The 22,789-nt window shown below is 64.9% G+C and carries 25 protein-coding genes; 22 read left to right on the top strand and 3 right to left on the bottom strand.

The window, feature by feature from the left end; genetic code table 11:
- Window positions 1-31 precede the first annotated feature (31 nt).
- Window positions 32-553, bottom strand: a complete 522-nt coding sequence (locus tag GGR89_RS20040) for a DUF6118 family protein (protein ID WP_017980796.1) — start codon at window positions 551-553, stop codon at window positions 32-34.
- Window positions 554-765: 212 nt separating this feature from the next.
- Here GGR89_RS20040 and GGR89_RS20035 point away from each other — a divergent pair, with 212 nt between their 5' ends.
- Window positions 766-2,013, top strand: coding sequence for a cytochrome P450 (locus GGR89_RS20035; RefSeq protein ID WP_017980797.1), 1,248 nt, complete (start codon window positions 766-768; stop codon window positions 2,011-2,013).
- Window positions 2,014-2,086: 73 nt separating this feature from the next.
- Here GGR89_RS20035 and GGR89_RS20030 read toward each other — a convergent pair whose 3' ends face one another.
- Window positions 2,087-2,503: a MerR family transcriptional regulator gene (locus GGR89_RS20030; protein ID WP_017980798.1), complete on the bottom strand. Its 417-nt coding sequence runs from the start codon at window positions 2,501-2,503 to the stop codon at window positions 2,087-2,089.
- 62 nt (window positions 2,504-2,565) lie between these two features.
- On the opposite strand from GGR89_RS20030, the gene GGR89_RS20025 reads away from it, so the two are divergent.
- The 3 genes from GGR89_RS20025 (at window position 2,566) to GGR89_RS20015 (ending at window position 4,668) form a co-directional block, all read left to right on the top strand.
- The gene (locus GGR89_RS20025) at window positions 2,566-2,982 is read left to right on the top strand and encodes a mercuric transporter MerT family protein (protein WP_017980799.1); all 417 of its coding nucleotides are present in this window, start codon (window positions 2,566-2,568) and stop codon (window positions 2,980-2,982) included.
- Entirely contained in the window at window positions 2,982-3,203 is a 222-nt protein-coding gene (locus GGR89_RS22720; RefSeq protein WP_081609171.1) for a GDCCVxC domain-containing (seleno)protein, read from the top strand. The genes GGR89_RS20025 and GGR89_RS22720 overlap by 1 nt, the downstream gene beginning before the upstream one ends.
- 262 nt (window positions 3,204-3,465) lie before the next feature.
- Window positions 3,466-4,668 carry an aspartyl protease family protein gene (locus GGR89_RS20015; protein ID WP_081614886.1) on the top strand — a complete coding sequence of 401 codons (1,203 nt, stop codon included), beginning with the start codon at window positions 3,466-3,468 and terminating at the stop codon, window positions 4,666-4,668.
- Here GGR89_RS20015 and GGR89_RS20010 read toward each other — a convergent pair.
- Window positions 4,662-5,078 carry a MerR family transcriptional regulator gene (locus GGR89_RS20010; protein ID WP_004212867.1) on the bottom strand — a complete coding sequence of 139 codons (417 nt, stop codon included), beginning with the start codon at window positions 5,076-5,078 and terminating at the stop codon, window positions 4,662-4,664. The genes GGR89_RS20015 and GGR89_RS20010 overlap by 7 nt on opposite strands.
- A gap of 78 nt (window positions 5,079-5,156) precedes the next feature.
- Here GGR89_RS20010 and GGR89_RS20005 point away from each other — a divergent pair, with 78 nt between their 5' ends.
- The 18 genes from GGR89_RS20005 to GGR89_RS19920 all read left to right on the top strand — a co-directional run bounded on the left by GGR89_RS20005 (window position 5,157) and on the right by GGR89_RS19920 (window position 22,698).
- Window positions 5,157-5,783, top strand: a complete 627-nt coding sequence (locus GGR89_RS20005) for a cation efflux transmembrane domain-containing protein (RefSeq protein WP_004212870.1) — start codon at window positions 5,157-5,159, stop codon at window positions 5,781-5,783.
- Entirely contained in the window at window positions 5,783-7,750 is a 1,968-nt protein-coding gene (locus tag GGR89_RS20000) for a cytochrome c/FTR1 family iron permease (protein ID WP_018251218.1), read from the top strand. Before GGR89_RS20005 ends, GGR89_RS20000 begins: the two co-directional genes overlap by 1 nt.
- A 73-nt stretch (window positions 7,751-7,823) precedes the next feature.
- Complete coding sequence (locus GGR89_RS19995) at window positions 7,824-8,120, top strand: hypothetical protein (protein ID WP_007406840.1); 297 nt, start codon at window positions 7,824-7,826, stop codon at window positions 8,118-8,120.
- A 60-nt stretch (window positions 8,121-8,180) separates the two neighbouring features.
- Window positions 8,181-9,458, top strand: a complete 1,278-nt coding sequence (locus GGR89_RS19990) for a TolC family protein (protein WP_013039111.1) — start codon at window positions 8,181-8,183, stop codon at window positions 9,456-9,458.
- Window positions 9,458-10,636, top strand: a complete 1,179-nt coding sequence (locus GGR89_RS19985) for an efflux RND transporter periplasmic adaptor subunit (RefSeq protein WP_004212877.1) — start codon at window positions 9,458-9,460, stop codon at window positions 10,634-10,636. The genes GGR89_RS19990 and GGR89_RS19985 overlap by 1 nt, the downstream gene beginning before the upstream one ends.
- A gap of 3 nt (window positions 10,637-10,639) precedes the next feature.
- Window positions 10,640-13,885 carry an efflux RND transporter permease subunit gene (locus tag GGR89_RS19980; protein ID WP_007406862.1) on the top strand — a complete coding sequence of 1,082 codons (3,246 nt, stop codon included), beginning with the start codon at window positions 10,640-10,642 and terminating at the stop codon, window positions 13,883-13,885.
- A 53-nt stretch (window positions 13,886-13,938) separates the two neighbouring features.
- Window positions 13,939-14,427, top strand: coding sequence for an SRPBCC family protein (locus GGR89_RS19975; RefSeq protein WP_043060768.1), 489 nt, complete (start codon window positions 13,939-13,941; stop codon window positions 14,425-14,427).
- On the top strand, window positions 14,424-14,798 hold the full coding sequence (locus GGR89_RS19970) for a hypothetical protein (RefSeq protein ID WP_007406844.1): 375 nt from the start codon (window positions 14,424-14,426) through the stop codon (window positions 14,796-14,798). The genes GGR89_RS19975 and GGR89_RS19970 overlap by 4 nt, the downstream gene beginning before the upstream one ends.
- A gap of 45 nt (window positions 14,799-14,843) precedes the next feature.
- Window positions 14,844-15,185: a flagellar hook-basal body complex protein FliE gene (gene fliE / locus GGR89_RS19965; protein WP_007406845.1), complete on the top strand. Its 342-nt coding sequence runs from the start codon at window positions 14,844-14,846 to the stop codon at window positions 15,183-15,185.
- Window positions 15,186-15,216: 31 nt separating this feature from the next.
- A complete protein-coding gene (locus tag GGR89_RS19960; RefSeq protein WP_007406841.1) occupies window positions 15,217-16,104 on the top strand; it encodes a bestrophin family protein in 888 nt (295 codons plus the stop codon).
- A 5-nt stretch (window positions 16,105-16,109) separates the two neighbouring features.
- Window positions 16,110-16,493, top strand: a complete 384-nt coding sequence (locus GGR89_RS19955; RefSeq protein WP_007406861.1) for a hypothetical protein — start codon at window positions 16,110-16,112, stop codon at window positions 16,491-16,493.
- Window positions 16,494-16,496: 3 nt separating this feature from the next.
- Window positions 16,497-17,183, top strand: coding sequence for a ZIP family metal transporter (locus GGR89_RS19950; RefSeq protein ID WP_007406853.1), 687 nt, complete (start codon window positions 16,497-16,499; stop codon window positions 17,181-17,183).
- Window positions 17,180-17,788, top strand: coding sequence for a cation efflux transmembrane domain-containing protein (locus GGR89_RS19945; protein ID WP_007406859.1), 609 nt, complete (start codon window positions 17,180-17,182; stop codon window positions 17,786-17,788). Before GGR89_RS19950 ends, GGR89_RS19945 begins: the two co-directional genes overlap by 4 nt.
- A complete protein-coding gene (locus GGR89_RS19940; RefSeq protein ID WP_007406838.1) occupies window positions 17,785-20,286 on the top strand; it encodes a heavy metal translocating P-type ATPase in 2,502 nt (833 codons plus the stop codon). The genes GGR89_RS19945 and GGR89_RS19940 overlap by 4 nt, the downstream gene beginning before the upstream one ends.
- Window positions 20,283-21,032, top strand: coding sequence for an HAD-IIB family hydrolase (locus GGR89_RS19935; protein ID WP_007406852.1), 750 nt, complete (start codon window positions 20,283-20,285; stop codon window positions 21,030-21,032). The genes GGR89_RS19940 and GGR89_RS19935 overlap by 4 nt, the downstream gene beginning before the upstream one ends.
- Before the next feature lie 113 nt (window positions 21,033-21,145).
- The gene (locus tag GGR89_RS19930; protein ID WP_018251228.1) at window positions 21,146-21,601 is read left to right on the top strand and encodes an MgtC/SapB family protein; all 456 of its coding nucleotides are present in this window, start codon (window positions 21,146-21,148) and stop codon (window positions 21,599-21,601) included.
- A 98-nt stretch (window positions 21,602-21,699) separates the two neighbouring features.
- A complete protein-coding gene (locus tag GGR89_RS19925; protein ID WP_007406863.1) occupies window positions 21,700-22,077 on the top strand; it encodes a hypothetical protein in 378 nt (125 codons plus the stop codon).
- A 12-nt stretch (window positions 22,078-22,089) separates the two neighbouring features.
- Window positions 22,090-22,698: a DedA family protein gene (locus tag GGR89_RS19920; protein WP_007406854.1), complete on the top strand. Its 609-nt coding sequence runs from the start codon at window positions 22,090-22,092 to the stop codon at window positions 22,696-22,698.
- Window positions 22,699-22,789 lie beyond the last annotated feature (91 nt).

The following is a 22,789-nucleotide window of genomic DNA, read 5'->3' as shown; positions in this document are numbered from 1 at the left end:
CCACTTGAGCGTGATCGTGCGTCGCACCGTTTCACGCGTTTCGCGCTGCGGCTTTGCCGCACCCCTCGATCGCCGCGCGGTTGGCCGTCACGATCCTGTCGGCCCCGACGATGGCGCGGAACGCGGTGGGACTGGCGCTCTGGATCATACGCTGCCCGGCTTCCCAGCGGGGCAAGTCGAGCGTCCGCGCCGCCATGCGCTCGGGCCATTGCCAGCTCGCCGGTGCGATCTCGCGCGCGACCAGGCCCGGCACGATCGCCCATGCGAGGATGCCGGCCGCCACCCCACCCAGGGCAAACCATAGCTGCCGATTCTTCTGGTCGGCGCGTGTCCATGCGGACCCGGCGATGGCGCGAAGATCGGCCATGATGCGGGCCTTGTCCTCGCCCGCCTTGGCGAGCGCCGCCTGATCCTCGCGCCGGGCGGCGCTGCCCGCCGCGGCGATGCGCTGCGCCATCTGCTCCGGCGTCATCGCCAGCGCCGGGGCCGCTTTCAGGAATTGGCCGATGCGCGCGACGTTCTCGCCTGCCGTGTTCACGTTCTGCTGGAGCACGCCAAGCGTCTCGGTATGGTCGGGTATGTCGATCGCCGCGCTCGGCCGCCAAGCCCTCCACGGCGCAGCGCCAGCTCGCCGCGCATGGCCTCGAACGCCTCGGCCGCGCCTGCTCCGCCCTGATCGTCCTCGTTCGTCACCTGTCGTGAGCCTGCAACCCGTGATATTCCTCCGAGTTAATCAAAGGAGACCCAACAATCACCGGACCGGTCATGCCTAAGACACCACACACGAAAGGCCCGGACGAAACCCTTTCTCTCCTCGCCGATCCCTATCGGTTCATCTCCAGGCAGTGCCAGCGCCTAGGCGCAAACGCTTTTGAATCCCGTTTCCTGCTGAAAAAGACCAACTGCCTTAAGGGGGCCAAGGCCGCCGAAATCTTCTACGATACGACCCGCTTCGAGCGCGAAGGTGCCATGCCGGTCGCTATTCAGAAGACACTGCTGGGCCAAGGCGGCGTTCAGGGTCTGGACGGCGAGACCCATCGGCACCGCAAGCAGATGTTCATGGGCCTGATGACACCAGAGCGCGTGCGGGCGCTGGCGCAATTGTTCGAGGCCGAGTGGCGCAGGGCGGTGCCGGGCTGGACGCGCAAAGGAGAGATCGTCTTCTATGACGAGTTGCATGAGCCGCTGACGCGAGCGGTATGCGCTTGGGCGGGAGTTCCTCTTCCGGACGATGAAGCCGGCAACCGCGCGGGCGAGCTGCGGGCGCTGTTCGACGCCGCCGGCTCGGCGAGCCCAAGGCATCTTTGGTCACGGCTGGCCCGTCGTCGCGTCGACGCATGGGCGAAGCGGATCATTGAAGGCATTCGGGCCGGGAGCATCGGCTCGGGCTCGGGGACCGCGGCTTACGCGATAGCCTGGCATCGCGACCGGCACGACGATCTTCTTTCGCCGCACGTCGCAGCGGTCGAACTGGTAAATGTCCTTCGCCCGACCGTCGCGATCGCAGTGTACATCACCTTCGTCGCCCACGCGCTGCAAACCTGTTCAGGGATCAGGGCGGCCTTGGTTCAGCAGCCGGACTATGCCGAGCTCTTCGTCCAAGAGGTCCGCCGATTCTATCCCTTCTTTCCCGCTGTGGTGGCGCGCGCGAGCCAAGATTTCGAGTGGGAGGGGATGGCCTTTCCGGAAGGGCGTCAAGTGGTGCTAGACCTTTATGGGAGCAATCACGACGCAGCGACCTGGGCCGACCCCCAGGAGTTTCGCCCTGAGCGTTTCAGGGCTTGGGACGAAGACTCCTTCAACTTCATTCCGCAGGGCGGCGGCGATCACTATCTCGGCCATCGCTGTCCCGGCGAATGGATCGTCCTCGCGATCATGAAGGTGGCGGCACACCTCCTCGTCAACGCGATGCGCTATGACGTACCGGACCAAGACCTGAGCATCGATTTCGCCAGGCTGCCAGCGCTTCCGAAAAGCGGCTTCGTGATGCGCAACGTCCACATAGGTGGCTAGGGCCGCGTGCCGTGGTGATGGTGATCGGCTCCGTTATCGACCGTTTGCGCGAGTACGGGGTGCGATGCGACATCTACGCAGTCGAATGTTGGTTCAGCAAGTCGATCACGGCGCACCTCGCCGCCCCGTCGCCTTCGCAACGGTCGATGGTCGCAGCCAGCAGGCTTTCTAGTTGCGCCAGATCCTCCATCTTAGCGCGCACACGCTCTAGATGGTGAGCCGCGATCTCGCGGACCTCACTGCATGACGCCTGCGCAGAACCGCCAAGAGACAGGATCGCGCGCACCTCGGCCGGGGAGAAGCCGAGTTCGCGCGCGCGACGGACGAACCCAAGTGCGCGGACGTGACCGGTCCCATATACCCGCCGCCCGCCGCTTGTGCGGGGTGGCGTTGCGAGAACACCAACGCGCTCGAAGTACCGGATCGTCTCGATATTCACGCCAGTCCGGCGAGACAGCTCGCCGATCGTGATGCTTTCCTCAACGCGCATATATTGCTTGCTCCTGTAGTCACTACAGGATGCATAACGGGCTAACCCGCTAGAGGCGATAGATGAACCAAGAGACCATCCCGCGTGAACCCCTAGGCGCACCAACGTCACGACGTCGCGCCGACACGGGGCTATCCGCCCTCGGCGCGCTTGCGAGCTTAGCCGCTGTTCTAGCTGCGGCGTCATGCTGCGTCCTGCCCCTCGCACTCGCGGCGCTCGGCCTGGGGGCGGGCCTGTCCAGCAACTTCGCCGCGCTGATACCACTACGGTGGCCGCTAACGGCGACCTCCCTCATCGGCTTGGCTGCTGGGTGGTGGGCCTACGCGCAGCGGCGGAGGTCCTGTGCTGGGGACCGGTCCTGCACAATGCCGCTGCCCTCGCGCGCGACACCTATCCTGCTCGCGATTGGAACGGTTCTGACGCTTATCGCGTTCGCCTGGGACCTCCTAGAAGCGCCGCTGATGAACGCGCTTTCCTGATGCAGCTCACCTCAACCCTGACCTGTCCCAAATGCGGCGGGGTGGCCACCGAAAGGATGCCCACCAACGCCTGCCAATTCTTCTATGATTGCCGGCATTGCGCGGTGGTGCTGCGGCCCCTGGCTGGCGACTGCTGCGTGTTCTGCTCATTTGGCGATGTCCCATGCCCTCCGATCCAGGAAGCGAAAGCAAACGGGACTGTGGCGGGCTGCTGCGGGTGAGGCGATAGCTTCACGTTTCTTCGTGAACTGGGGTCCTGCTCGCCAAGGTCGCGCAAGCGAAATTGCCTACTTCGGTCTTATTCGACCGGTTCCTGACCTGCCTCAACTGCTCATTTTCGAGAGGGCATTTGAACAGGATAGCATTTCGGGCGCTTCAAAAACCCTTGCTCCTCCAGTTGCTAGAGCATGTAACCGCAATTTGCTCTCCTGCGGACGGGGGGCTGGAGGTGGCTTTTTGACGGCCCGTGTTGAAGCAATCGGTATGTCTCGACGCTCATTAGTGGCGCGGTTGGTGGCCTGTGGAACCGGCTTGGTGCTCGGTTCTCCAACGCTCGCGCGACAGACTTCCCGGTCTGCGGCCTCGTGGAACTTCGGCGCGGCTCACCTCGAATGGGAGCCGCTGGAAGTCGGCACGGGTGATACCCTCCTTGTTTCGGCACAAGTGCGCGGAGTGCCGGCGCGGGCGGTGCTCGACAGTGGCAGCGGCGCGTCGATCATGAGCACGGCGCTCGCGGCGAAGCTCGGCTTGAACAATGGTGAGCGGCGCATGATTAGCGGGCTGAGCGCCAAGGCCCCGGTGCTGCTGGTCCGCGACATCGACGTACAGCTCGCCCGCGAAACCCGTCGCTTACCCTTTGCCGTTGTTGGTGATCTGAGTTCAGTGTCGGCGGCCTTCGGACGACCGATCGACGTTCTCCTCGGTGCCGATATGTTCACGGGCAGCTGCATCGCGCTCGATTTCGCGAACAGGCGTATGGCGGTCGTCAAGTCAGGCACGTTTCTCGCCGGCCCCGACTGGCGCGCTGTCGCGCTCGGACGCGGTGCCAAGCAGGAGCTGTTCATCCGGGCCTCCGTCGAGGGCCTGTCTCCCGTGCCCTTGATGATCGATCTTGGCAGCTCGGCCGCGCTGATGCTCTCGTCGGCCTATGCCCGCGATCAAGGGCTGTTGAACGGGAAGCTCGTCTCGACCGCGGCGATCGGCGGCGTCGATGGTGTGCGTATCAACGATGCTTTCACGATCCAGAACATCAACATCGAAGGGCTTGGCGTCTCGAACGTCCCCACACTCGGGATGAGAGCTTGGCTCTCCACCAGCACGGTTGGCAATGTCGGCCTACCGCTGATCGCTCAATTCGACGTGGTGTTCGACGTGACCGCCGGATTCGTGTGGCTCCGGCCACTCGGTCCTCGTCGTCGCCTGCCGATGCTGAAGGACCGTAGCGGCCTTGGCCTCGCAGCCTCACCAACGGCGCTCACCGTTGTTCATGTGGCGGCGAACAGTCCCGCGGAAAAGGCTGGCTGGGCGGTCGGCGACCGGATCGTGGCGGTGAACGGCCATTCGATCGATGCGAACTATACGCGTGGGGAGCTCTGGCAAGTGCGCTCCCGGCCTGCTGGCACCCTCGTAAAGCTGACGATGGCCTCGGGTGATGTGCGCGAGCTCAGGCTGGCCGATTATTATTGATCGGCTTGAGGGTGGCCTTTGCCGATCGCCTTCATGATCCGACAATCGGCCATGCGCGCCTTGGTGCAGCTCTGGCTGAGCATTGCCAACTCATCCCGCAACACCGCGAGTTGCGCCAGTCTCTCCTCCACATCCTTGAGGTGCTGAGCAGCGATAGCTGAGGCGGCACCACAATCCTGGTCCGGGTTCTGCGCCAGCCCCATCAACGAACGGATCTCGTCGACGGAGAAGCCAAGCCGGCGACCGTTGCGGATGAAGTGCAAACGCTCAATGTCACTGGCATCGTAGGTTCTGCGACCCGACGCCGTGCGAGGGGCGGATCGGAGCAACCCGATCGACTCATAAAAGCGGATCGTCGTCACCTTCGTCGAGGTCTCGCTGGCGAGCTGCCCAATCATCACCGGCTTCATCATGCCATCCTTGCTTATGCGAACGTGTCGCACATTTCGCTTGCTTCTACAGCGACTGGAGGTGGTAAGGAAGGCCGCATGAATGCTTCTACCGAAAGCTGCGGGTGCCACGGGGAGCCCGCGCGCGCGCAAACCGATCCGGCCTATCGCCGTGCGCTGCTGACCGTCGTGGTGCTCAACCTCGGCTTCGGAGTCGCCGAGCTGTTCGGCGGGTTCATCGCCGATAGCCAAGCGCTGAAAGCGGATTCCCTCGATTTTCTCGGGGACGGGTCGATCAGCCTTATCGGTCTTCTCGCGCTTGCCTGGTCCGCACGGGCGAGGGCAAAGGTCGCGCTGACGCAGGGGTTGTTTCTCGGTGCGCTTGGCGTGGGCGTAATCGGTTTCGCGATTTGGCGCGCCCTGAACGCAACCGCGCCGGATGCCGAACTGATGGGCACAATCGGCGTTGTCGCGCTCGCGATCAATGTCGTGTCCGCCTTGGTGCTTGCGCGTTTCCGGGAAGGGGACGCCAATGTTCGCGCGATCTGGCTGTTCAGCCGCAACGACGCGCTCGCCAATGTCGCGGTGATCGCCGCGGCCGGTCTGGTGGCGTGGACAGGAAGCGCCTGGCCGGACCTCGCCGTCGCCGGCCTCATCGCCCTCCTGTTCCTCCACTCCGCTTATGAAATCGTCACTGGCGCTCGGCGCGAACTGGGAGAGCGGTAGTGCGTCTGCTCACCTTGATCCGGGCAATGCTCTCGCTGCGGCTGCTCGCCGCGCTCGCTGCGCTGCTGATCCCTGCTGCGGCATTCGCCGAACCCGGCGACGTGCAAACCGCATGGCGGCTGCTCGACTATATGGCCGTCGATTATGGAGGCGCGGTCGCGAACGGTCGGATCAAGAGCGCGTCGGAATACGCCGAAATGAATGAGTTTGCCGCGTCGGTCTCGACACGGCTTCAAGGCCTGCCGGCGAAGCCGGAGCGCCAAGCCCTCATTCAGCGGGCCGCCAACCTCCAAGCGGTAATCGCGGAAAAGGGATCGACTGAACAGGTGGCAACACTGGCGCACGGGCTCGCGGCCGATCTGCTGCGCGCCTACCCGGTGCCGCTCGCGCCCGATAAGGCTCCGAACCTCGTCTCCAGCGATGCACTGTTCCGACAATCCTGCGCGTCCTGCCACGGGATGACGGGCAACGGCCGTGGCCCTGACGCCGCCAAGCTCGCTACGCCCCCGATTGCTTTCACCGATGCCGAGCGCGCGCGCCAGCGCAGCGTGTTCGCGCTCTATCAGGTGGTGACGCAAGGCATCGACGGGACCGCGATGCAGAGCTTCGCCGATCTGCCCAACGATCAGCGCTGGGCGTTAGCATTCCGAGCCGGGAGCTTCGCCTTCACGGATGCGCAGGCGCGCGAAGGCGAGCGGCTTTGGAAATCCGACCCGACCCTTCGCCGGCGCATTCCGGACCTGAAAACCCTGGTCGCGCTCACCCCGGCCGCGCTCGGCGCGGCGATCGGCGACGCCAAGGCTGACGCCGTGCTCGCGTTCCTGCGTCGTCATCCCGAACAGGTGATACAACAGGCTCCCGGCTCGCTCGCGGTCGCCCGCGCCAAACTCGCCGAAAGCGTGGCGGCTGCGCGGCGCGGCGATGCGCGCATGGCGAAAGAGCTGGCGCTGTCGGCCTATCTCGATGGGTTCGAGCCGATCGAGCCAACACTCACCGCGCGCGACGCGACGCTGATGGGTCGAATCGAGGGCGCGATGGGGGAGTTCCGCGCCTCGATCGACCGGGGCGCGTCGCCCGATGATCTCGCGGAGAAGGTCGCAGTACTGGGCGGCCTTTTCGACGATGCGGAAGCGGCGCTCGCGCCTGATGCCGCCACCGAAGCGTCCACGTTCCTGGGCGCGTTCACGATCCTGCTGCGTGAAGGGCTCGAAGCCCTGCTCATCGTTGTCGCCATGATCGCGTTCCTGCGTAAAGCCGAGCGCGGCGAGGCGCTGCGGTACGTGCATGGCGGCTGGGTCAGCGCGATCATCGCGGGCGGGATCACCTGGGCGGTCGCCACCTATGCGATCGGGATCAGCGGTGCGAGCCGGGAGCTGACGGAAGGGTTTGGCTCGCTGTTCGCCGCGGTCGTGCTGCTCTCGGTCGGGATTTGGATGCACGGCAAGGCGCAGGCCGATCAGTGGCAGCGCTATATTCGCGAGAAGATGTCGCGGGCGCTCTCGGGCGGGTCGGGCTGGTTCCTGTTCGGGCTGGCGTTCGTCGTAGTTTATCGCGAGGTCTTCGAGACGATCCTGTTCTATGCCGCGCTTTCGGCGCAAGGTGACAACGGGATGCTTCTCGCGGGGGCCGGGTCGGCGATTGGACTGCTCAGCCTGATCGCTTGGGCCATGCTTCGCTACAGTCGCAAGCTGCCGATCGCGCAGTTCTTCCGCTATAGCTCCTGGCTCATGGCGGTCCTGACCGTCGTGCTGGCGGGTAAAGGCGTCGCCGCGCTCCAGGAAGCCGGCCTTATCAACATCGCACCGCTCGCGGACGTGCCACGGCTGTCGATGCTCGGCGTGTTTCCCACTTGGCAATCGGTGCTGGCGCAACTCCTGATGGCGGTCGCCATTGCGGTCGGGTTCGCCTGGAACGGGCGCGACCGATCCCGCTCGGGTTCCGGCTCAGTGACCCTTGGTTCGAATTAGTGCAATGACATGAAAACCCTTCCGTGATAGAGGCAAGCTAGTGCGAGCCTTTTTGCCTTTCCTGACATGCCTGATGCTGGTCCTGACCAGCTTCTCCGGCATGGCCCATGCCGCCGATCTGGCGGGGGGAAGCATCGCGGGCGTTGAGTTCACGGTCCATACCGCCGGTGACATCGATCAGGTTCCATCGGACTCGGACAAGAATGTCCCGCATCATCACAATTATTGTCACGGACACGACGTCGGCGCGCCTGCGCGCACGACGATGGAATATACCCCCGTCCTCACAGTGCCCAAGCCGACAATCTCCGCCTCTGCGTCGCTCGACGGCCGCACCGGCATGGTCCATTTGAGGCCCCCCCAAGCCTGACGTCCGATTTGGGCGTGCGTTGGCGCGCCCCTGTCGATCATCGTCAGGAGTCCTATTTTCATGAATCGTATCCTCGCGGCCATGCTGGCCGCAGCGTCTTGCGCCACGATGGCGCAGGCGCAGGTCGGACCGTCCGCGCCTGTTGCGCAGGATGCGCCGGTCTACACGCTTGACCAAGCGGTCAGTGCAGCGGGCGGTTCGGCCCCTGCTGCGGAAGCGGCGACAGCTGGAATCGACGCGGCCCGTGCAGGTCGCACAGTCGCCGGCTTGCGGCCCAATCCGGTGGTTCAAGGCCAAGTCGAGAATGTCATCGGCTCCGGGCCGTATCGGGGGGTCCGCAGCGCGGAAACCACGGTCGGCTTTGCGATCCCGATCGAGCTAGGCGGCAAGCGCGGCGCCCGCGTCGCGGTCGCCAATGCGCAATTGTCCCGGGCCGAGATCCAGGCCGCGATCATCGCGGCGGATGTCCGGCTTCAGGTAACGCAGCTCTATGTCGAAGCGGTCGCGGCCGATCGCCGGGTAATGACAGCCCGCGATCAGGCCCGGATCGCCAGCGATGCGCTGCGGGCCGCGAGCGTTCGCGTGCAGGCAGGGCGGGCATCGCCACTCGAGCAACAGCGCGCGGATGTCGCGCGTATCAATGCCGACGCCAATGTGGAGCGGCAGCTTCGCTTGGCCGAGGCGGCCCGCGCCAATCTGGCGCGTCGGATCGGACGGCCGATCGACGGCCTGCTCGATGACACGCTGCTCGATCGCCTTCCCGATGTGAACGTCTATGGGCCGTTGGCACCGGTCAACACGACCGGCACACTCGCGCTGGCGGCAGCCAACGCGGATTTCTCCATTGCCGAAGCCGGCGTGCGGCTCGCGCGCGCCAATCGCGTGCCTGACCTGAACGTCGGGCCGTCGATCCGCCGCCTGGAAGCGACCAACGACATGGCGGCGGTGTTCAGCGTGTCGATCCCGATCCCGGTGTTCAACAATGGTCGCGCCGCGATTGCGCAGGCGACCGCGCAGCGGACCCAGGCGGATGCGCAGCGCCGCGTGACCGCGCTCGACATCGAACAGGCAATCACGGACGCGCAGGCGCAGGCGGCCAATGCCGCAACGACGGCTCGTGCGGCGTCGGGGCCGGCGCTGGCGGCTGCACAGGAGGCCGCCCGCATCGCGCGGATCGGCTATCGCGAGGGCAAGTTCGGCCAGCTCGAATTGCTCGATGCTGAACGCACGCTCGCCGAAACGCGGGTCGCCGCGATCGACGCGCTTGCCAATTACCAGAATGCCCGCGCGCAAGTGGAGCGACTGACCGCTCGTGCGCCCAATGGGGGGAATCAGTGATGAAGAGCTTTTATCTCGCGGGCGCGGCGTCGCTCGCCCTGCTCTTGGCTGCCTGCGGCGGCAAGGATGGCGGAAACGAGGCAACTGCCGAAGGCGCAGCTGCCAATGAGACGGCAGCGGGCACGGAAAAGGGCGGTGCTGAAGGCGGTCATGCCGGTGAAGGCGTCGTCACATTGGGTGCCGACCAGATCGCCACAGCGGGCGTCCAGGTCGGACGGCCGATCATCGGCGGGGCCGGGACGATCGAGCTGCCCGCGATCATCGAGGGCGACCCACAGGGAACGCAGGTCGTCTCGGCCGCAATTGCGGGACGCGTGGTCGCGCTCACCCGTAACCTCGGCCAATCGGTCGGACGCGGCCAGACCATTGCGGTCATCGAAAGCCGCGAGGCGGCGCAGATCAAGGGCGAGGTCGAGGCGGCGCGGGCGCGGCTTCAGCTCGCTAATTCGAACCTCGCGCGCGAACAGCGGCTGTTCGCGCAGAGAGTCTCCCCTGAACAGGATCTGATCGCCGCCCGCACAGCGGCGACGGAGGCGCGGATCGCCCTGACGCAGGCGCAGAGCATGGTTTCGGCGGCGGGTGTCGGCGGCGGCGGGCTCAACCGGCTCGGCATTGCCGCGCCGATCTCGGGCCAGATCATTGCGCGCCCCGTGACGCTGGGACAAACGGTCGCGGCGGATGCCGAACTCTATCGCATCGCCAACCTGAGCCAGGTGTCGATCGCGCTTAATCTCAAGCCCGAGGATGCGGGCCGGGTGCGTCCCGGCAATACGGTGCTGGTGAAGGCGGCAGGCCGTCAGGCGACCGCCCGCGTGACCTTCGTGTCGCCGGCGCTTGATCCGCAGACGCGGCTCGTGCCTGCGCTCGCCACCCTCGACAATCGCGGTGGCGAATGGCGGGTCGGCGAGCCTGTGACGGCAGCCGTGCAGCTCACGGGCAGCGGCGGGAGCGGGGCGGTCCGCGTGCCGACGACGGCGGTCCAGAGTTTCGAGGGCAAGTCGGTCGTGTTCGTGCGCACGCCCACCGGCTTCAAGGCGACCCCGGTCCAGCTCGGCGATGCGTCGGGCGACACGGTGATCGTCCGGTCGGGCCTGACCGGCAACGAACAGATCGCCACCACCGGAAGTTTCACGCTCAAGGCCGAGATCGGCAAGGGCGAAGCGAGCCACGAGGATTAAGCCATGATCGCCCGTATCGTAACCTGGGCGGTCGAGAAGCGCTGGCTAGTCCTGCTCCTCACCGTCATCGTCGCCGCCATCGGCGCCTTTTCCCTCTACCGGCTACCGATCGACGCGGTGCCGGACATCACCAACAATCAGGTCCAGATCAACGTCCGCGCGCCTGCCCTCTCGCCCGAGCTGGTCGAGAAGCAGGTGTCGTTTCCAATCGAAACCGCGCTCGCCGGCACCCCCGGCCTGGAATATACGCGCTCGTTGAGCCGCAACGGCTTCGCGCAGATCACGGCGGTCTTTTCGGACGCGACGGACATCTATTTCGCCCGCCAGCAGGTGGGCGAGCGTCTGCGGGGCGTGCAAGAGAATCTGCCCGACGGCGTGAACCCTGAAATGGGTCCGATCGCGACAGGCCTGGGCGAGGTGTACATGTACACCGTTCGTCTCGATCATCGCGAGGACGACAAGCACAAGCCCGGTGAACCGGGCCAACAGCCCGATGGCAGCTACATCACGCCAGAGGGCGAGCGACTGACGACCGAAGAGGACAAGGCGACCTACCTGCGCACCGCGCAGGACTGGATCGTGACGCCGCTTCTGAAGACCACACCGGGCCTCGCCGGTGTCGACTCGATTGGCGGTTACGCCAAGCAGTTCCTCGTCGTGCCCGACGTGCAGAAGCTGGCCTCGCTCGGCATCACGCTGACGGACCTGGGAAATGCGCTGGAGCGCAATAACACCAGCGTCGGCGGTGGCTTCGTCAATCGCAATGGCGAAGGTCTGGCTGTTCGCTCGGATGCGCTCGTTCGCAATGCCAGCGAGTTGGCCAGGACCGTGATCGCGACACGTAACGGCGTGCCGATCACGGTAGAACAAGTTGCGACTGTGAAGACGGGTCAGGCGATCCGCATGGGTTCGGCATCGGAGAACGGTACCGAAGTCGTCGTCGGCACGGCGATCATGCGGATCGGCGAGAACAGCCGCATCGTGTCGACCGCGGTCGCTGAGAAACTGAAGACGATCAACGCTTCGCTGCCTCCTGACGTCGTAATTCAGCCGGTGCTGAACCGCACCGAGCTGGTCAATTCGACGATCAAGACGGTCGCGAAAAACCTGTCCGAAGGCGCGGTGCTGGTCATCGTCGTGCTCTTCCTGCTGCTCGGCAACTTCCGTGCGGCCCTGATCGCGGCGTTGGTCATCCCGATCACCATGATGCTGACAGGCTTTGGTATGCTGCGCGCTGGGGTCTCGGCCAATCTGATGAGCCTTGGGGCTTTGGACTTCGGTCTGATCGTCGACGGCGCCGTCATCATCGTTGAAAACGCGCTGCGAAGGCTTGCCGAGCAACAGCATCATGAAGGCCGATTGCTGAGCGTCAAGGAAAGGCTCGCGACCGTGGCAGCCGCCGCGCGCGAGATGATCCGGCCCTCGGTCTACGGACAGGCGATCATCATCCTCGTCTACGTGCCGCTACTCACGCTGACCGGCGTGGAGGGCAAGACGTTCGTGCCGATGGCGCTCACCGTCATCATCGCGCTCGGCTTCGCCTTCATCCTGTCGCTCACCTTCGTCCCCGCCATGATCGCGATCTGGCTGTCCAAAAAGGTGGAGGAGAAGGACGGCCGCATCATCACATGGCTGAAGAAGCGCTACGAACCCGGTCTCGACCGGGCGATGAAGCGCCCGACCCTGACGATCGGGGCGGGTGTCGGCAGCCTTGTGGTGGCGGCGCTTGCCTTCACCACGCTCGGCTCGGTGTTCCTGCCGCAGCTCGATGAAGGCGATCTGCTCATCCAGTCGCTCCGCATCCCGGCAACGTCGGTCCAGCAGAGTCAGGCGATGCAGGTGCCGATCGAACGGATGATGTCGAAGCAACCGGAGGTGGCGTTCGTCTATTCAAAGACGGGCACCGCCGAGCTGGCGGCCGACCCGATGCCGCCGAACGCGACCGACATGTTCGTCATCCTGAAGCCGCGGAAGGACTGGCCGAACCCCGACCTTCCCAAGGAGGAGCTGGTAAGTCGGATCGAGGGTAATCTCGCGAAGTTCCCGGGCAATGCCTATGAGATCACCCAGCCCATCCAGATGCGCTTCAACGAGCTGATCGCCGGCGTTCGCGGCGATATCGCGGTGAAGGTATTCGGCGACGACTTCACACAAATGAACCGGACGGCCGAGCAGGTTGCTGCGGTGCTGCGCAAGACGCAGGGCGCAGCGGACGTGAAGGTCGAGCAAACGACGGGCCTGCCCATGCTCGACATTCGCGTCAATCGCGACGCAATGGCGCGTCTGGGCGTCACTGCCCAAGATGTGCAGGACATCGTCACCGCGACAATCGGCGGGCGCACCTCGGGCCAGATCTTCGAGGGCGATCGGCGCTTTCCGGTCGTGATACGGCTCTCTGAAGCGCAACGGGCGGACATCGGCCTTCTCGAACAGGTGCAGGTGCCGTTGGCGGGGGGTGGCTATGTGCCGCTTTCGAGCGTCGCCGACATCAAGGTGGTCGATGGTCCCAACCAGATCAGCCGCGAGAACGGGAAGCGTCGCGTGGTGGTGCAAGCCAATGTGCGCGGTCGCGACGTCGGCAGTGTCGTTGCGGACGCGCAGGCGGCGATCGGTAGCCAGGTTCGGCTGCCCGCTGGTGCCTATCTCGAATGGGGCGGCCAGTTCGAGAACCTGCAATCGGCAAGCGAACGTCTGAAGCTGGTCATTCCGGCCTGCTTCATCCTGATCCTGTTGCTCCTCTACGGGGCATTGGGATCGGTCCGCGATGCCGCGATCGTCTTCACCGGCGTGCCCTTCGCGCTGGTGGGCGGCGTTCTGCTGCTGTTCCTGCGGGGCATGGACTTCTCGATCTCGGCGGCGGTTGGCTTCATCGCCTTGTCGGGCATCGCGGTCCTCAACGGCCTCGTGATGGTCAGCTCGATCCAGGACCTGATCCGGTCGGGGCTATCGCGCGAAGAGGCGGCCCATGTCGGCGCAATGCAGCGTCTGCGGCCCGTCGTCATGACCGCGCTCGTCGCCAGCCTCGGCTTCGTGCCGATGGCGCTTGGCGAAGGCGCGGGCGCGGAGGTGCAGAAGCCATTGGCGACCGTCGTCATCGGCGGCCTGATCTCGGCAACGCTGCTGACGCTGTTCGTGCTGCCGACGCTCTACGCCCGGTTCGGGCAGAAAGTGATCGAGAAGCCCGAGCACTACAATGAGGAGCATGAAGGGGACGACCACGGTCAGACCTTCGTGAACGACTTGGCCTGAAGGGTGAGCGGGGCGATCCGCGATCGCCCCGCTCATCTCTGGGAGATGGGGATATGCCTCGCACCATAACCAGCTCAATGCTTCACGGCGGGCCACTGCGGATCTGGTCGGCGATCACCGATCCGGATCATCGTCGGGCTTGGAGTCCGCTCGTATTCCTCGACAACCCGTGCCAGCTTGGCGAGACGGAATGTACCTTCGCGATCCAGGGCATCACCCGACCAATTCGGACGCCAGCACGGATTGATCGATTCGATAAGCCGCACGCCTTCGCTTGGTCCTGCGGCATCCCTTATCTGTTCACGCTCGAAGAGCGGTACGAGCTGGCAGGGGACGACGGTGGCACCAGGCTAACACATAGCTGCACGCTGCGCGGGGCGCTGTCTTTGCCGTTCGCGGCGATGATGTTGCGTCGCCTGCGGTCCCTGATGATCGAGGCTGACGATCGCCTCGCAACCTATCTGCGCTGGCGGGTGGGTCAGCCTGCCCGTGGGATCAATCGTCAGCGCGTCCCCTCCCGGTACAGGAGGAAGGCGCGATGACGCCGTTGAAGCGGGTTCTGCCCGCCCTCATCCTCGTTATCGGGCTGGCGGCTTGCACGGAAAGCAAGCCGCCAGCCCCGCCAACGGAGCAGCAAATCCATTCGTCCGACAGCGCCGTGGCGACCGGGGAAATGGGGCGCCATCCCTATCGCTGTTCCGACGGGGAACCGCTGTTCGTCGACTACAAGGACAACGGCCTGCAGATCGATTTGCGGCGCTCCAGCAGCGCCGTGCCCATGACGCTGACCGCGCCAGCGCAGGGCCTCCAATATGTCGGCGAGACAGCCACCGCGACCTTCAAGGGGTCGCAGCTCACCATCGTGGAAGGCGAAGGCCGCACGCGGACCTGCGAACGGGAGGGCACCCGATGAACCGTCCTGTCTTCCGACACGTCGCACTGCAACGGGAGAGAAACGATGTCTGACACGTCGATCTCGAATGTGATGGCCATTCGCGCCGAAGTGATCGCGCGAAGCCGCGCCTTGCGCGAGGCGCAGCCGACGGCACCGCCCGGCGTGACGCCGACCGCTCCAGCCTCAACCTTTGCCGACACCCTCAATGCCGTGGTGGCGAAGGTCAACGAGACCCAGGAGCAGGAGGATGTCGTCACCGAAGCATATGAACGGGGCGAAACCACCGACATTGCGACCGTCGCGCTCATCCAGAGCCGTGCATCCATTACGTTCGAGGCGACGCTGCAAGTCCGGAACAAGCTGCTGTCTGCATATCGAGACATCATGAACATGCCGATCGGATGACGATCGCGGAGATAACTAAGGCGGTATTGGTATGATTGTCGGCACAAGGCCACGATTTACGCAGATTATTGTCGAGGTTTGGAAGCCCCTCACGATCCTGTTCGTGTGGGACGTGGCGGTGACGGCATTCCACATGATGACCCCGATCAAGGAACCGCCTTTGCCGACGGCGCTGTTCGGCACTGCCATCGCGCTCTTCATGGGGTTTCGGACCAACGCCGCTTATGCACGCTGGTGGGAAGCGCGAACTCTTTGGGGCGCGCTCATCAATTCCTCGCGCAGTCTGGCCCGGATCACGCGCAGCCTGACCAAGGGGGAACCCGAGGGCAGTGAGATACGGCACCACATCATCCTGAGGCAGATCGCCTTTGCGCACTCGATGCGCTGCCAGCTTCGCCGACAGTCGCCCTATGAAGAAATTGCCCGGGTCGCCGGAACGGAGGTCGCCGATATGGCGGTCACTCGCCTGAACCCTGCCAATGCGCTCTTGGAGGACATATCGGGCATTTACGCTGACGCGCTCGCGGAAGGTCGGATCACCGAGATCCAGCAGGCAACTGTGGAGCGCGTCCTGATCGACATCGCCAATGCGCAGGGCGGCATGGAGCGGATCAAGAACACGCCGCTGCCCAATGGCTTTCGGTTCTTCCCGAACCTCTTCACGCGTGTGTTCTGCGTGCTGCTCCCGATCGCGCTGGTCGAATCCCTGGGCCTTGCCACGCCGATCGGATCGACGCTGATCGGACTCGTCTTCCTCGCGGTGCTGAGCATCGGCGAGGATCTGACCGATCCGTTCGCCAATAGCGTCCACGATGTCCCGCTCACGGCCATGTGCCGCACGATCGAGATCGACCTTCTCCAAACCGCGGGACTTCCGGCCCCCGAGCCGCTGACACCTGATCACGGGGTGCTGTGGTGATGGGCATGCGCGCCTTGCTGCATCTGCCCGGGCTCACGATCGCGCGCGTTGGCGCCGTTCTCGTCACCGGCGTGATTGTAGGGGCGTGCAACCCGGCTCCGAGCGAACCTGTCGAACCGGCTCATGACAAGCGTGTGACGCCAAGGCTGATCGCGCAGCGCATCATGTATTGCGACGACGGCACCCGCGCCGATGTCGACTTCATCGACGACGGCCTGAAGATGGCCGTCACCTGGCTGCCGAAGGGCAGGACCGAGATCCTGCGCGCCCAGCGAACCGGTGATGAATTTCGCGGCAACCAGTCACGGGCGGTCGTGGCGGGCGGGGCGATCGCCTTCATGCGGCGCGGGAAAATCCACGTCTGTCACCGAACCCCGGAGGGATCATAGGATATGCAGGCACTGCTTTACACGCTTGCGCCTGTGCTGGCGGTCGTAATCGGCGCGATCATCGCGAGCCGCACAAAGTTAAATCCTGGCCTCGTGGCGGGGCTACAGCATCTTGCTGCCGGCGTCGTGTTCGCGGCGGCAGCGACTGAAATCCTGCCGCAGGTCAAGCATGAGGCTTCGCCCAGCGCGACGTTGATCGGCGGGGCGGCGGGCGTCGTAACGATGCTGGGTCTCAAGGCTTTCGAGGCCCGCTTCAAGGGGCCGATGGCGCTGCTCGCCGCGATCGGCATCGACATCCTGGTCGATGGCCTGGTGCTCGGCCTTGCGTTCGTCGCGGGCGAGAAGGCGGGATTTCTGCTGACGATCGCGCTGACACTCGAAGTGCTCTTCCTGGGTCTGACACTGACCAACGAGCTGGCGGAAACCTATCGCTCGCGCCTGCGCATCATCGTGATCGTCTCGGCCTTGGCGCTGCTGCTGCCGATCGGCGCGCTCGCTGCCGTTCCTGTCGCCACGCTCTCGCCGGTAATGGTCGCTGGCTTCCTGAGCTTTGGGCTGATGGCGCTGCTCTACCTCGTCACGGAAGAGCTGCTGGTTGAGGCGCACGAGAAGCCTGACACCCCGCTCATCAGCTCGATGTTCTTCGTAGGGTTCCTCGCCCTCCTGACGCTCGAGGAGATCATGGGATGAATGCGAGCAACGACAACGCGGGCACGCAGGAGCGTCGCACGCTCTGGATCGTGCTGCTGCTGAACGCAGCAATCGCAGCGGGCTTTTTCGTATCCGGCGCGTTCGCCGATTCAAGTGCGCTCATCGCCAACGGCGTCGACAATCTGTCCGACACCGCCGTTTACGCTCTCAGCCTCGTCGCGCTGACCCACGGTAAGACGTGGAAGACGCGCGCCGCGATCGCATCGGGGGTAATGCTGCTGATCTTTGCGGGCGGCATCCTGATCGATGTCGGGCGACGCTATGTGCAGGGGAGCGAGCCGATCGGACCGACCATGATGGTCATGTCGGCGATCGCCGGCGTCGTAAACTACCTCTGCCTGCGGCTGCTCCAGCGGCTCAAGGATCCGGACGTTAACCTACGGGCCGCCACCACCTTCAGCTTCAATGACTTCATTTCCAATGGCGGCATCCTGATCGCGGGCGTGCTGGTGCTGTGGCTGGGCACCAACTGGCCGGACCTTCTGGTCGGCTTCGCTACCGCCATCATCGCCATCAAGGGCGGTGTCGAAATCCTGCGCGACGCGCGCGCCGAAACCAAGAAAAGCGAAAGGAGGTCGTCATGAACGACAAGCTCGAACTCGATATTCCAGTATTGTTGCCGGACCTTCCTGACGCGGCCGACGCTTGCCTGGACCGTCTCGTATCAACCCTGTCAAAGCGCGAAGGCGTCGAGCGGGCGCATGTGATCTGCCTCGACGGCGACACGCCGGCGGCCCTGTGCATCCATTTCGACGCTGCCAAGCTGCCGCTGCCGCGCTTGCGCGAGATGGTGCGCGCCGCGGGCGCCGAAATCACCGAACGCTACGGCCATGCGATCTGGCAGGTGACGGGGATCAGCCACGAGCGTCGGGCGCGCACCGTCAGTGACGCGCTATGCGCGCTGCCGGGCGTGGTGCAGGCGAGTGCCAGTACCAGTGGGTCTGTCCGGGTTGAATATGACCGCCGCGAGACCACCGAAGAGGAGGTGCGTTCGGCGCTTCGCAAGTTGAAGGTCCGGGTGGGCAAGCGGGTCGCCGCCGACGACCATGCCGGCCATGACCATGGTCCCGGTGGGCACGGGGCGGGCGAGGAGAAACACGGTCCTGGCGACGGTCACGACCATAGCCATGCCGATTTTCTTGGTCCCAACACCGAGTTGATCTTTGCGCTCGCTTGCGGCGCGCTGCTGGGAATTGGCTACGCGATCGAGAAGCTGGCCACCGGTGCACCGGACTGGCTGCCGACCGCCTGCTACATCGCAGCCTATTTCTTCGGCGGGTTCTTCACGCTGCGCGAGGCAATCGACAATCTTCGGCTGAAGAAGTTCGAGATCGACACGCTGATGTTGGTTGCTGCCGCCGGCGCCGCTGCGCTGGGCGCATGGGCCGAAGGCGCGCTGCTGCTGTTCCTGTTCAGCCTTGGCCATGCGCTTGAGCATTACGCGATGGGACGCGCCAAGAAGGCGATCGAGGCGCTGGCGAAGCTCGCGCCCGAAACCGCGACCGTGCGACGTGACGGGCAGACCAGCGAAATCCCGGTCGAGGAGATGGTTGTCGGGGATATTGCTATCGTCCGACCAAACGAACGCCTTCCCGCCGATGGTTTCGTCATCACGGGCACGAGCGCGATCAACCAAGCCCCGGTGACCGGCGAGAGCATCCCGGTCGACAAGGTGCCGGTCGCGGACGCGGCAGCCGCCCGCGCCAAGCCCGATGCGGTCGAGGCGGAGAGCCGCGTCTTTGCCGGCACGATCAATGGCGGCGGCGCGATCGAGATCGAGGTGACGCGCCGATCCAACGAGTCCGCGCTCGCCAAGGTGGTGAAGATGGTGAGCGAGGCGGAGACGCAGAAGTCGCCGACGCAGCGCTTCACCGATCGGTTCGAGCGCATCTTCGTGCCCGCCGTCCTGATCCTGTCGGTGCTGCTGCTGTTCGCCTGGGTGGTCATCGACGAGCCGTTCCGCGACAGCTTCTATCGCGCGATGGCGGTACTGGTCGCAGCGAGCCCTTGCGCGCTCGCGATCGCGACGCCGAGCGCGGTCCTGTCCGGCGTCGCGCGCGCGGCACGTGGCGGTGTGCTGGTGAAGGGCGGTGCGCCGCTCGAAAACCTCGGCTCGTTGAAGGCGATCGCCTTCGACAAGACCGGCACGCTGACCGAAGGGCGCCCGCGCATCACCGATGTCGTGCCCGTCGACGGCACCGACGAAGGCGAGCTGCTGTCGCTGGCCGTCGCTGTCGAGGCGCTGAGCGATCACCCGCTGGCCCAAGCGATCGTCAACGACGGCCGCGAACGCCTGAATGGGCGCCCGTTGCCCACCGCTGGCGACCTCAAGAGCCTGACCGGTCGTGGCGTCACCGCGAGCGTGGATGGCGAGACGGTGTGGATCGGCAAGGCCGAGATGTTTGGGGGCGAGGGCATACCGGCGCTGGGGCAGGGGGCGCAGGACGCGATCGCGAAGCTGCGCGAGAACGGCCGCACGACGATGGTCGTCCGCAAGGGAGACCGCGACCTAGGCGCGATCGGCCTGATGGACACGCCCCGCGAAGCGGCCAAGACCGCGCTGCGCCGGCTGCACGAGATGGGTGTGTCGCGGATGATAATGATCTCCGGCGATCACCAGAAGGTCGCCGAAGCGATCGCCAACGATGTCGGAATCGATGAGGCGTGGGGCGACCTCATGCCCGAAGACAAGGTGGCCGCAATCAAGAAGCTTGCCGGCGAGGACAAGGTCGCGATGGTCGGCGACGGCGTGAACGACGCGCCCGCGATGGCGAGCGCCACGGTCGGCATCGCAATGGGCGCGGCGGGGTCGGACGTAGCGCTCGAGACGGCCGACGTAGCGCTGATGGCCGACGACCTGGCGCACTTGCCGTTCGCGGTCGGCCTGAGCCGTCATACGCGCGGCATCATCCGTCAGAACGTGTTCGTCAGCCTGGGCGTCGTCGCCTTCCTCGTGCCTGCCACCATCCTCGGCCTCGGCATCGGGCCAGCGGTGGCGGTCCATGAGGGATCGACACTGCTCGTCGTCATCAACGCGCTCCGGCTGCTCGCCTACCGCGACCCGGCGGGGAACGCGGCATGAAGTGGCTGGTCGCTTTCGACCTCGACGGCACGCTCGCGGAGAGCAAACGCCCGTTATCGGAGGATATGGCCGCGATCATCGCCCGGTTGCTCGCCGTTACCGATGTGGCGGTGATCTCGGGCGGGGACTGGCCACAATTCGAAAAGCAGGTCGCGTCGCGCTTGCCTGCGGACGCAGCGCTCGACCGCCTCTGGTTGATGCCGACCACCGGCACCAAGCTCTATCGCTTCATCGATGGGGCTTGGTGCGTGGTCTATGCCGAGCTGTTCGACGATGCGGAGAAGGCGAAGATCCGCGCGGCCTTCGACCGGGCGCTGGCCGATGCCGGCCTCGCCGATGAACGCATATGGGGCGAGCGGATCGAGGATCGCGGCAGCCAGATTACCTTTTCGGGGCTGGGGCAGGCGGCGCCGCTGAAGGAAAAGGAGGGATGGGACCGGGATCGGAAAAAACGCACTGCATTGCAGGCGACCTTGCGCGCAGTGCTGCCGGGCCTCTCGATCAATCTTGGCGGTACGACATCGATCGACGTGACGAGGGCAGGGGTCGACAAAGGCTACGGCCTGAAGCGCCTGAGCGCCGAAAGCGGCGTGCCGCTCGACGGCATGTTGTTCATCGGCGATGCGATCTTCCCCGGTGGAAATGACTATCCCGCCGTCGAGATCGGCCTCGACACGGTCAGGGTGCGCGACGTTGCGGAAACCGCCGCCGTCGTGGCCGCCATCATCGCATGTCTGCACCGGTAGGTTCGCAGATGTTCACGATCCTCGCCTTAATCACGAGCGCCTTCAAGGCGCTCGGCCCAACATTCGTTTTTAACCTCCGATTTGGAGCGATCGCGTAGAACAGGCAGGCCGGCATGTTTCAAAGCTCATGGTGGGAGATAACCACCCATATCATCAGTCTCGCCGTCGCCTACGCGCTTGCCCTTCCGGTTGGCTGGGATCGCGAGAAGGACGCCCGTAGCGCAGGCATCCGCACATTCCCGTTGGTTGCCATCGCCAGTTGCGGCTTCGTGCTGGTAGGCATCGCGATCCTCGGCCGCACGTCCCCGGCGCAGGCCAGGTTGCTCGAAGGTCTGATTACAGGCGTCGGTTTCATTGGGGGCGGCGCGATCCTGAAGAAGGGTAGCAAAGCCTCGGGTACGGCAACAGCGGCCAGCCTGTGGGCGACTGGCGCGCTCGGGGCGGCCGTCGGCTACGGCCTATACGATATCGCCTTCATCCTGAGCTGCACCACCTTCCTGACCCTGCGCTGTTCTCGTCCGCTCAAGCGCGCTACCAATGGCGACGCCTGTACTCCGGCAAGTCCATGACGACCTCTCAGGCGAGCCGATGGACACATCCAGTGCAAGCCCTCACCCGACGTTGGGCGCCGGCGCGGACTATCCCGGCGCGGGACCGCCAACACCGCTTGCTGCGCTGGGCGACGCTGTTGGAGCGCAATCCTCACCAGATCATCGGCCTGCTGCCTCCCTCTTGGGCAGGCGGTGACGCGCGCGGCCCGATGATCGATCGGCCGAGCGCGATCGATGTCGCATGGGACGATGTGGTGCTGCGTGTGATGGGGCTGGCGGGTCGATCGCGCCGTGAAGCCAAAGCATTCTTCGGGCTGTCGGACGCGGAATTGGATCGAATTGTCGCTGGGTCGTGGCGGTGTCCGATCCGCCCCGCTTGGCAGGTCGCCGCGCGGATCAGGAACGTCGAGTGCCCGCGACTGGAAAACGCGATCGTAGGATCGGTCCTCGCCCTCATCCTCGTGTTCTGCGCCATCTTCTATTGGATCATCTGACGAGGCTGTCTTGTGTTCGACATCATAACATCGATCCTATCGGCACTCGGCGGCTTTGGCGTCTTCCTGCTGATGCTGGCCGAGAACGTCTTTCCGCCGATTCCATCGGAAGTGATCCTGCCCCTTGCGGGCTACACGGCCGCGCAGGGGCGCGGCTCGCTGTGGGTGGTCGTTATCGCTGGCACCCTCGGATCGGCCGCAGGAGCGATCCTATGGTACTATGTCGGGCGCTGGATCGGCATCGATCGGTTGAAGCGCTTTGCTTCTCGCCACGGTCGATGGCTGACGTTGACGGCGGACGAGATCGATCATGTCGATCGCTGGTTCGACCGCTATGGCCGTTGGGCGGTTCTGTTCGGACGAATGGTCCCGGGAGTCCGGACGTTGATTTCGGTGCCAGCAGGGGTCAGCGGAATGCCCCTCGGTCCGTTCCTGCTTTCCACGCTTGCCGGCTCGGCAATATGGACCGTGATCCTCGTGCTAGCCGGCTACGAGCTGGGCGAACGCTATAATCAGGTGGCGAGCGTCATCGAACCGGTCAGCAACGCCGTGCTCTTGCTGGCCGTCATTTGGTATCTCTGGCGGGTCGCGACCTTCGGGCGATCCGGGGATCGCCATTGATGAATGTCAATGGCTCGTCTCCCGTTTTTCCCGCCGGACTTTGGCTTACGGCAGCTTCGATGCTGGTCTTCGTCACGCGCTACGCCAGTGC

The organism is Sphingomonas trueperi, from assembly GCF_011927635.1.
Taxonomy (GTDB): Bacteria; Pseudomonadota; Alphaproteobacteria; order Sphingomonadales; family Sphingomonadaceae; genus Sphingomonas; species Sphingomonas trueperi.
Note: the sequence above shows the minus strand (reverse complement) of the source record. Positions and strands in the feature narration are given on the sequence as shown.

Excerpts from the sequence above, each read along its gene's own strand:
- GGR89_RS20035 (WP_017980797.1), top strand. The coding sequence starts at position 766 with ATGCCTAAGACACCACACACGAAAGGCCCGGACGAAACCCTTTCTCTC.
- GGR89_RS20030 (WP_017980798.1), bottom strand. The coding sequence starts at position 2,503 with ATGCGCGTTGAGGAAAGCATCACGATCGGCGAGCTGTCTCGCCGGACT.
- GGR89_RS20025 (WP_017980799.1), top strand. The coding sequence starts at position 2,566 with ATGAACCAAGAGACCATCCCGCGTGAACCCCTAGGCGCACCAACGTCA.
- GGR89_RS22720 (WP_081609171.1), top strand. The coding sequence starts at position 2,982 with ATGCAGCTCACCTCAACCCTGACCTGTCCCAAATGCGGCGGGGTGGCC.
- GGR89_RS20015 (WP_081614886.1), top strand. The coding sequence starts at position 3,466 with ATGTCTCGACGCTCATTAGTGGCGCGGTTGGTGGCCTGTGGAACCGGC.
- GGR89_RS20010 (WP_004212867.1), bottom strand. The coding sequence starts at position 5,078 with ATGAAGCCGGTGATGATTGGGCAGCTCGCCAGCGAGACCTCGACGAAG.
- GGR89_RS20005 (WP_004212870.1), top strand. The coding sequence starts at position 5,157 with ATGAATGCTTCTACCGAAAGCTGCGGGTGCCACGGGGAGCCCGCGCGC.
- GGR89_RS19995 (WP_007406840.1), top strand. The coding sequence starts at position 7,824 with ATGCTGGTCCTGACCAGCTTCTCCGGCATGGCCCATGCCGCCGATCTG.
- GGR89_RS19990 (WP_013039111.1), top strand. The coding sequence starts at position 8,181 with ATGAATCGTATCCTCGCGGCCATGCTGGCCGCAGCGTCTTGCGCCACG.
- GGR89_RS19985 (WP_004212877.1), top strand. The coding sequence starts at position 9,458 with ATGAAGAGCTTTTATCTCGCGGGCGCGGCGTCGCTCGCCCTGCTCTTG.
- GGR89_RS19980 (WP_007406862.1), top strand. The coding sequence starts at position 10,640 with ATGATCGCCCGTATCGTAACCTGGGCGGTCGAGAAGCGCTGGCTAGTC.
- GGR89_RS19975 (WP_043060768.1), top strand. The coding sequence starts at position 13,939 with ATGCCTCGCACCATAACCAGCTCAATGCTTCACGGCGGGCCACTGCGG.
- GGR89_RS19970 (WP_007406844.1), top strand. The coding sequence starts at position 14,424 with ATGACGCCGTTGAAGCGGGTTCTGCCCGCCCTCATCCTCGTTATCGGG.
- fliE (WP_007406845.1), top strand. The coding sequence starts at position 14,844 with ATGTCTGACACGTCGATCTCGAATGTGATGGCCATTCGCGCCGAAGTG.
- GGR89_RS19960 (WP_007406841.1), top strand. The coding sequence starts at position 15,217 with ATGATTGTCGGCACAAGGCCACGATTTACGCAGATTATTGTCGAGGTT.
- GGR89_RS19955 (WP_007406861.1), top strand. The coding sequence starts at position 16,110 with ATGCGCGCCTTGCTGCATCTGCCCGGGCTCACGATCGCGCGCGTTGGC.
- GGR89_RS19950 (WP_007406853.1), top strand. The coding sequence starts at position 16,497 with ATGCAGGCACTGCTTTACACGCTTGCGCCTGTGCTGGCGGTCGTAATC.
- GGR89_RS19945 (WP_007406859.1), top strand. The coding sequence starts at position 17,180 with ATGAATGCGAGCAACGACAACGCGGGCACGCAGGAGCGTCGCACGCTC.
- GGR89_RS19940 (WP_007406838.1), top strand. The coding sequence starts at position 17,785 with ATGAACGACAAGCTCGAACTCGATATTCCAGTATTGTTGCCGGACCTT.
- GGR89_RS19935 (WP_007406852.1), top strand. The coding sequence starts at position 20,283 with ATGAAGTGGCTGGTCGCTTTCGACCTCGACGGCACGCTCGCGGAGAGC.
- GGR89_RS19930 (WP_018251228.1), top strand. The coding sequence starts at position 21,146 with ATGTTTCAAAGCTCATGGTGGGAGATAACCACCCATATCATCAGTCTC.